Raw genomic sequence first — 6084 nt, 5'->3', positions numbered from 1 at the left:
GACCGCCACGGGCGCAGCTCCACCATCGTCACCAGTCAGGTGCCGGTCGAGGAGTGGCACGCAGTGATCGGCAGCCCAACCCTGGCCGACGCCATCCTGGACCGCCTCGTCCACAACGCCCACCGCATCGAACTCAGCGGCGAAAGCATGCGACGCATCACCGCCAGACGCGCCACGACCACCGAAACGCTTGACGCCAGAGAGCCTTCCTGAACGATTAGCCAATCGGCATGAAGCCTGCCCACGATGCCGTGGAATTCGTGCCCACGATCGCCTGGAACTGCTGCCCACGATCACTGGAATACGCAAACCAGACCCACCCATCCGCCTCGATCGCTCGGATCACGTCGCGTGTCTTCATGCGCACTTTATACTTACACTTGCCGAAAAGCGCAAGGGGAGAGTGTGTATTTTATACTCGGCGCCGCGTCAGTCGGGTTCGCCGAGGGTGGCGCTGACTGCGCCCTCAGGGCCTGCTATGCGGCAGTCGATGCCCGACCCGATCCTTGAGCCTGTGCGGCACGAACTCCGCCAGACAGCCACGGCCGGTGCGCACGACGGCCCGAGCTGGACCTATCGCGGCGCCACCATCCACTCGAACCAGAAGGGGACGCTGTTCGCCCTTGACGGCGGCCCGGCGGATCTTCCCGGCAGCTGGCTCGGGGTGGGGACGAAGGAGCTGCTGGTTCGGGTAGTGGACGCTTGGCTGGACCATCGCAGGCTGCCGCAGGGATATCGGGTGCCGGAGTGAGAGGATCCGCCTGGGTGGGATCCCCGGGGCGGCTTTTTTGCGTCCCGAGCGACGCGGGATTATCCTCGCTAATCAAGACCGACCTGCCGCGCCATGCGCCGCAGTTCTGCCTCCCGAAGGGCGTTCCATTGTGACCCAGGTTCGTCAGAGTGTGGTCGATGAACTCAATAGCTTCGCGGAGGACACGAGCAATCGTCGGCGCCGCGAAGTCGATCCTGGGTCGGCTCGCCCTATTCGCGGGATCAACCACATTGGGCTCACTGGGCAGAGCCTCGGCGCAGGATGGGGCGCCAATCCGCCGTTTACTCCAGACCCCCCGTTCACCTCGAACCTCTCTCTTGGGCAGTCGGTGCACGGCGGCCGAGGTGCAGGAGAAATCTGGGCGCCGTACCGATCTAAGACTTTTGAGCCGCTTCGAGGAGTGATTGTCGGTCGAGGCGGGGAGACGGTCCAGGAGCAGGCTCTTGCGTATTTAAAGCACGTCATGAGCATCCGGGCAGGAGTGCCGGAGGAAGCCGCGACAAAGCTGGTTGCGACCAATGGTGCATTCGGCGGGCGAACGCTTGAGATGCTATCGAAGGGGGCAACGCCTAACGAATACGGCCGCATGCCTACCGCCTGCGAAGCAGTCAAGCGAGAGGCTGAGCGGATCGGCGAACCTTATCGCTATCTCGCTACCCTGTGGTTGGGCGGAGAGCACAACTACTTGGATGAAAACGGCGGGTCATCAGATAAGGCGCAGTACAAGGCTGGGCTTCGGCGGCTAGTGGCAGACCTCCGCTCGGACTGTCAGTGCGGGATTGCACAGCAGGCCGAGCCTTTTGCCGTTTTCTCGTATCAGGCAGGCTGCCAGTTCACGCGAGATGGGACCAATCTGTCGGTGGGAATGGCGCAGTGGGAGTTAAGTGAAGAGGAGCCGCACTGGTACCTTGCTTCCCCGGCCTACCCGGTGCCTGACATCGGCGGGCATCTATCGGCCCTTGGCACTGCATGGCTCGGACAGATCTTCGGCAAGGTCATGGCACGTGTCCTCTTAGACGGGGTGAGATGGCGCCCACTCGCCCCACTCATGGCTGTCAGGCATGGCCGAGACGTCTTTGTACCGTACGACGTTCCCGTTGCCCCTCTTGCTTTCCGGCCGACGTTTCTCGGGCGAAGGTCGGTGATGTTCCCGCTCAAGGGCTTCGCGCTTATCGATGACGCTGGTGAAGTGCCTTTAAGGTTTGCGGAAATCGTCGCTCCAAGAGTCGTGCGTGTAGAACTAGGCCGCGAGACATCCGCCGAGGCGCGTCCTCGTCTTCGGTATGCTGGCCGCCGAAATTATAACGGCCATGGAAATCTGACGGACAGCGATGCGACGCTCGCCACAGCCAACTTCCGTCAGGATCCAGCAGTAACAGAAGAAGACGAGTTTGCCTCCAGCCTGGAAGGTAAGCCATTCCCGCTCTGGAATTGGTCTATCGCTTACGAAATCCCTATCGAGGAGCCGAGCAAGTCCGTGCTTGGCTGACGGGCGCTACTCCCGTTCGACCTCCACGCGCACGACCTGACCGGGAGCTCTTCCTCGCGCACCGCAATGGCGACGATCAGACCGGCCCCGGCTGCCTTGAGCAGCACCTCGCTAAACGCGATTGCCGCTGCCCGCGGCTGCCGGCATGAGGCTATAGCCGGCTTGGACGATGCGGCGGCGGGCGAGCGCAACAGTCTTTTGGTGCGCCCCCTTTCCGGCCGCAGCGTCAACCGCGGCGCAAGCGCCCTCCAAATCGCCGACCGAGCGCAGGATTTCCGCCTTGGTGAGGTCCAGATGAAACATCGTGGGGAAGCGCGTCACCGCCTCACCAATCGCGTTTAGAGCGTCGTTCGGCCGCCCGCACTTAGCTAGCGCGGTGGCGTAGGCCGCATACAGTCTGGAGTTGCCGGGTGCTCTGCTCATCGCGTCGGGCGCGAGCTCAAGCGCACGCTCCCAATCTTCCGCGGCTACGTTCGCCAGAGGGCGTGCTTGTGTCAATCTTCCGGCAAAGCGTGCGTCACCCCACACGCTAGTTCCAGCGTTTCAGCGGCGAGTTACGCTCTCCGCAAACCGCCGCGCTTCCATGTCGTAGAATTCGCCCGTGTCCTGCGGCACGGCCTCCAGCACGCGCTGGGCGGCAGCGTGAATGACCTCTTGTGCGCCAGGCAGGCTGGCCAGCGCGCTCACCACCTCGGTCAGCACGTCCACCCGGGCTGAGAGGGTGCCGAGATCGTGGCCCTTGGGGGCGAAGGCGTCATTCGGGGTCTGGGTCAGCATGCCGGAGAGATGAGCATCCGCCGTAATTCGGTTCAAGGCGACGGCGACGGGTTTCATCCCGGAACAATCCGCTCCCGTTATGCCCAGGATATCCGGACACCGTTTTGTCACTGCAACCTTGCAGCGAAACGACTCTAGACTAACCCAGCGCCGGCTTGCGCTGACTTCCGATCCGAGTACCCCGCCCGTCCTCTGCGGGCGGGGGTTCGTCACCTACTCGCGCCACCCCTCAGGCATGCCGCCCGGATTGGGGCTGAAGTCGCTGGTGCTGTGGTTCGGCAGCGGCGGCCCCTTCATGATGCGATAGTTCGCGCGCGCCAGGTGCTCGACAATGTGCCGCGCCATCCATCGTGGCTCCTCGCGGATCTTCTTCCCGTGCGGCTTGCCGGTCAGCGAGAAGCGCAGGGCGTAGAAGACGGCCTCTTCCAGGTCGGCGGGGTCGGCCGGGGTGAGGGGCTTCTCCTTGCTCAAGCGACACTCTCCGGAGGCTCGAACAGAGCGCCGTGCACGGGCTCCTGCGAGCCGTGCCGATCCACCCATTCCTGCGCCGGCCCGAAGAGCCAGTCCCCATGTTCCCGCGCCAGCTGCGCCACCATGCCGAGCACGGCCTCGCGGGCCCCGGCCGGTGGGCCGCCTGCCGCGAGGAAGGCCGCCTCGGCCTCCTCGATGCACCGGAGCCGGTCCAGCCCGCGGCCGCCGGCGGCGCGGTAGGCGCGGCCCACGGCGCGCAGCTGCTCGACGCGCGAATCGGCCGCGCCGGTCACGCCCGCGGCTCCGGCGTGTCCCGCACGCGCCCCGTCACTTCGGCCACCGCGCGCGCCTGGGCCATCAGCATGCGCCGCCCGTCCGCATCGAGGCCGTCCCAGATTGAGACCAGCTCTGCTCGGCCCGCCTCTCGGGTGACGGGCTGGGCGGGGGGAGGAAGAAGGTTCAGGGTCATCTCGGCCCCGCTCAGAGCATTGGCCGCAGAGGAGCCAGCTCGTTCTCGTCCAACTCGAGCGTACAGGCGCCCAGGTCATCGCCGGGTATCGGCACCATGTTGAAGACGGGCACCACGCCGAGCCGCAGCATCAGCGCCTCGGACGGCAGCTCCGCGACGCCGGAGAGGGCGTTGCGCATGGCCTCGGCCGCGATGGAGGCCGGGATCTCCATCAGCAGGCCGCCCGTCGCCATCATCATCTGCACCGTCGAACCGGCGGGCTGGTCCGCGAGGCGCGCCGCCTCGGCTTCGAGGTCTGCGATCCGCCTCGTCAGGCTGATGGGGAGGGTCATGCCGCCACCGGCGCGCGGAGGTGGCGGGCAAAGGCATCGCGGCACGCGCCCATGGCCGCGGCGGCACGCTCGGCATTGCGTTGCGCGGCCTTCTCGGTGCTCTCGATCTCGTCCACCGCCTCGGCGGCCGATTCGGCATTCTCGGCGAAGCCGTCACGCAGCTCCTCGAGCCAGGCCTGCACCTCCTCCGCATCGCCCGATTCGCGGAGCCGGGCGACGATCGCGTCCACCTCTCGATCCATCCGTTCGGGCCCGGCGCCGCGCGCCAGGATCTCGACAATGCGCTGCATGGCCGCCCGCTGGGGCGACGGAGGGCGCTTCTGGGCCATGGTCTCGTCCTTGGTCAGGGTCCGGCGCGGGATGCCGGGCGTCCTCCTATATAGTCCGTGTTCTTCCTATGTTCTACTTTTCCGTCGCCACCCTGGAGCGCGGCAGGCGGAGAACGTCGGCCACAGGCATCAGTCCCTCGCTGATCAGGTCGGCCCACTCGCAAGCCAGTTCCCGGCGCCGCGCCTTGTATGAGGCCCGGTTGTAGACCGCCTCCACGCCGGTCTTCGGCTTATGCGCCAGCATCAGGTCGATGATGGCGCGGTCCTGCTCATTGCCGGCATGGCGCTCGTTCATGATCGTGCTGAAGCTGCTGCGCATGCCGTGGGGGGTCTGCCTCCCCTCGTATCCGGCGCGGATCAGCATGGCATTCATGGCGGTAGGGGAAAGCGACGCGCTGGCCTGCTTTGCCCCCGGAAAGAGCCAAGGGCATCCCCTGGTGAAGGCCAGGACCACCTTCACGAGCTCCACGGCCTGCGGAGCGAGCGGCACCTCGTGGGAGCGGCGCTTCCCCACCCTCCCCTTCATGCGCTCCTTCGGGATGATCCACCGCGGCTCCGGGCCATCGAGATCCACGAACTCCTCGGGCCGCGCCAGGCGCAGCTCCGCCGTGCGAACCGCCGTGAGCGCCAGGAGCCGGAGCGCAAGGCGGGTCAGCGGGAAGGCCGGTATGGAGTCCACCTTCTGCAGCATGGCCCGGAACTCCCCCAGGCTGGTGAGGGCGGGATGGTGCCGCTCCTCACCCAAGGGCATCAGAGCCGGGGCGATGATGGCAGCAGGGTCCGTCTCGGCCAGGTCCTCGGCGATGGCATGCACGAAGACCCCGCTGATCTGCTGCCGCATCTTCCGGGCCTGATGTCGCGACCGGTCCTCGACCTCCCGCAGGAGGGCCAAGACCATCCGAGCCGTGATCGCCTTCACCGGGACCTTCCCGAAGGCCGGGATCACGTCGCCATCCAGGTTGCGCCGGACATCCCGGGCATGGCTGGCCGACCAGAGAGGGCTCTTGGCGGCGTACCAGCGCTCGGCCACCACCGCGAAGGTGGCGCTCGCCTCGGCAACGGCATCGGCGCGCCGCACCCGCTTCGCCACATTCGGGTCCAGGCCGGCCGCCACCCCTTCCCGCGCGGCGTCGCGGGCCTTCCTCGCGTCCGCCAGGGAGACTGCCGGATAGGCCCCGATCGCCAGGGTCTTCTCCGCCCCCTTCACCTCGTAGCGATACCGCCAGAGCTTCCCGCCCGCCGGCGTCACCAGCAGGTGCAAGCCGCCGCCGTCCGCCAGCTTATAGGGGCGCTCCGCCTTCTGAGCCTTGCGCACGGCCGTGTCGGTGAGCTTCACACCATCCACCCCTCATACCCGGTTTTCCCTCGCCCGCTACCCGGATCGTACCCGGTCAAAGCCGGGCATCATGGAGCGGCAAGCGGCGATCATAGGACCGCACACCCAG

At 66.5% G+C, this 6084-nt stretch carries 11 protein-coding genes and 1 pseudogene; 3 read left to right on the top strand and 9 right to left on the bottom strand.

Annotated features, from left to right (window positions below; translation table 11 throughout):
- The 3 genes from BUB97_RS02435 to BUB97_RS25735 all read left to right on the top strand — a co-directional run.
- On the top strand, positions 1 to 213 hold a 213-nt coding region (locus BUB97_RS02435), incomplete at its 5' end, for an ATP-binding protein (RefSeq protein ID WP_175562535.1).
- A 277-nt stretch (positions 214 to 490) separates the two neighbouring features.
- A complete protein-coding gene (locus tag BUB97_RS02430; RefSeq protein WP_139281283.1) occupies positions 491 to 751 on the top strand; it encodes a hypothetical protein in 261 nt (86 codons plus the stop codon).
- A gap of 484 nt (positions 752 to 1235) precedes the next feature.
- The gene (locus BUB97_RS25735) at positions 1236 to 2261 is read left to right on the top strand and encodes a sialate O-acetylesterase (RefSeq protein WP_139281282.1); all 1026 of its coding nucleotides are present in this window, start codon (positions 1236 to 1238) and stop codon (positions 2259 to 2261) included.
- A gap of 111 nt (positions 2262 to 2372) precedes the next feature.
- Here BUB97_RS25735 and BUB97_RS02425 read toward each other — a convergent pair whose 3' ends face one another.
- From BUB97_RS02425 to BUB97_RS02390, 9 genes and pseudogenes are all read right to left on the bottom strand, one after another.
- Entirely contained in the window at positions 2373 to 2582 is a 210-nt protein-coding gene (locus BUB97_RS02425; protein ID WP_073130994.1) for a hypothetical protein, read from the bottom strand.
- 12 nt (positions 2583 to 2594) lie between these two features.
- Positions 2595 to 2789, bottom strand: a pseudogene (locus BUB97_RS27425) (tetratricopeptide repeat protein); the annotation flags it as partial.
- A 15-nt stretch (positions 2790 to 2804) separates the two neighbouring features.
- On the bottom strand, positions 2805 to 3038 hold the full coding sequence (locus BUB97_RS02420) for a hypothetical protein (RefSeq protein WP_139281281.1): 234 nt from the start codon (positions 3036 to 3038) through the stop codon (positions 2805 to 2807).
- Between the two features lie 213 nt (positions 3039 to 3251).
- On the bottom strand, positions 3252 to 3509 hold the full coding sequence (locus BUB97_RS02415) for a hypothetical protein (RefSeq protein ID WP_073130990.1): 258 nt from the start codon (positions 3507 to 3509) through the stop codon (positions 3252 to 3254).
- A complete protein-coding gene (locus tag BUB97_RS02410; RefSeq protein WP_073130988.1) occupies positions 3506 to 3802 on the bottom strand; it encodes a hypothetical protein in 297 nt (98 codons plus the stop codon). The genes BUB97_RS02415 and BUB97_RS02410 overlap by 4 nt, the downstream gene beginning before the upstream one ends.
- Positions 3799 to 3978, bottom strand: a complete 180-nt coding sequence (locus BUB97_RS02405; RefSeq protein ID WP_073130986.1) for a hypothetical protein — start codon at positions 3976 to 3978, stop codon at positions 3799 to 3801. The genes BUB97_RS02410 and BUB97_RS02405 overlap by 4 nt, the downstream gene beginning before the upstream one ends.
- A gap of 11 nt (positions 3979 to 3989) precedes the next feature.
- Entirely contained in the window at positions 3990 to 4310 is a 321-nt protein-coding gene (locus BUB97_RS02400; RefSeq protein ID WP_073130984.1) for a hypothetical protein, read from the bottom strand.
- Positions 4307 to 4639 (bottom strand): hypothetical protein, encoded by a 333-nt coding sequence (locus tag BUB97_RS02395; RefSeq protein WP_073130982.1) that lies wholly within the window; start codon positions 4637 to 4639, stop codon positions 4307 to 4309. The genes BUB97_RS02400 and BUB97_RS02395 overlap by 4 nt, the downstream gene beginning before the upstream one ends.
- A gap of 73 nt (positions 4640 to 4712) precedes the next feature.
- Positions 4713 to 5975, bottom strand: a complete 1263-nt coding sequence (locus BUB97_RS02390; RefSeq protein ID WP_073131123.1) for a tyrosine-type recombinase/integrase — start codon at positions 5973 to 5975, stop codon at positions 4713 to 4715.
- Positions 5976 to 6084 lie beyond the last annotated feature (109 nt).

The sequence above is a fragment of the Muricoccus roseus genome, from assembly GCF_900141905.1.
Taxonomy (GTDB): Bacteria; Pseudomonadota; Alphaproteobacteria; order Acetobacterales; family Acetobacteraceae; genus Roseomonas; species Roseomonas rosea.
This window is presented reverse-complemented; position numbering and strand designations above follow the sequence as displayed.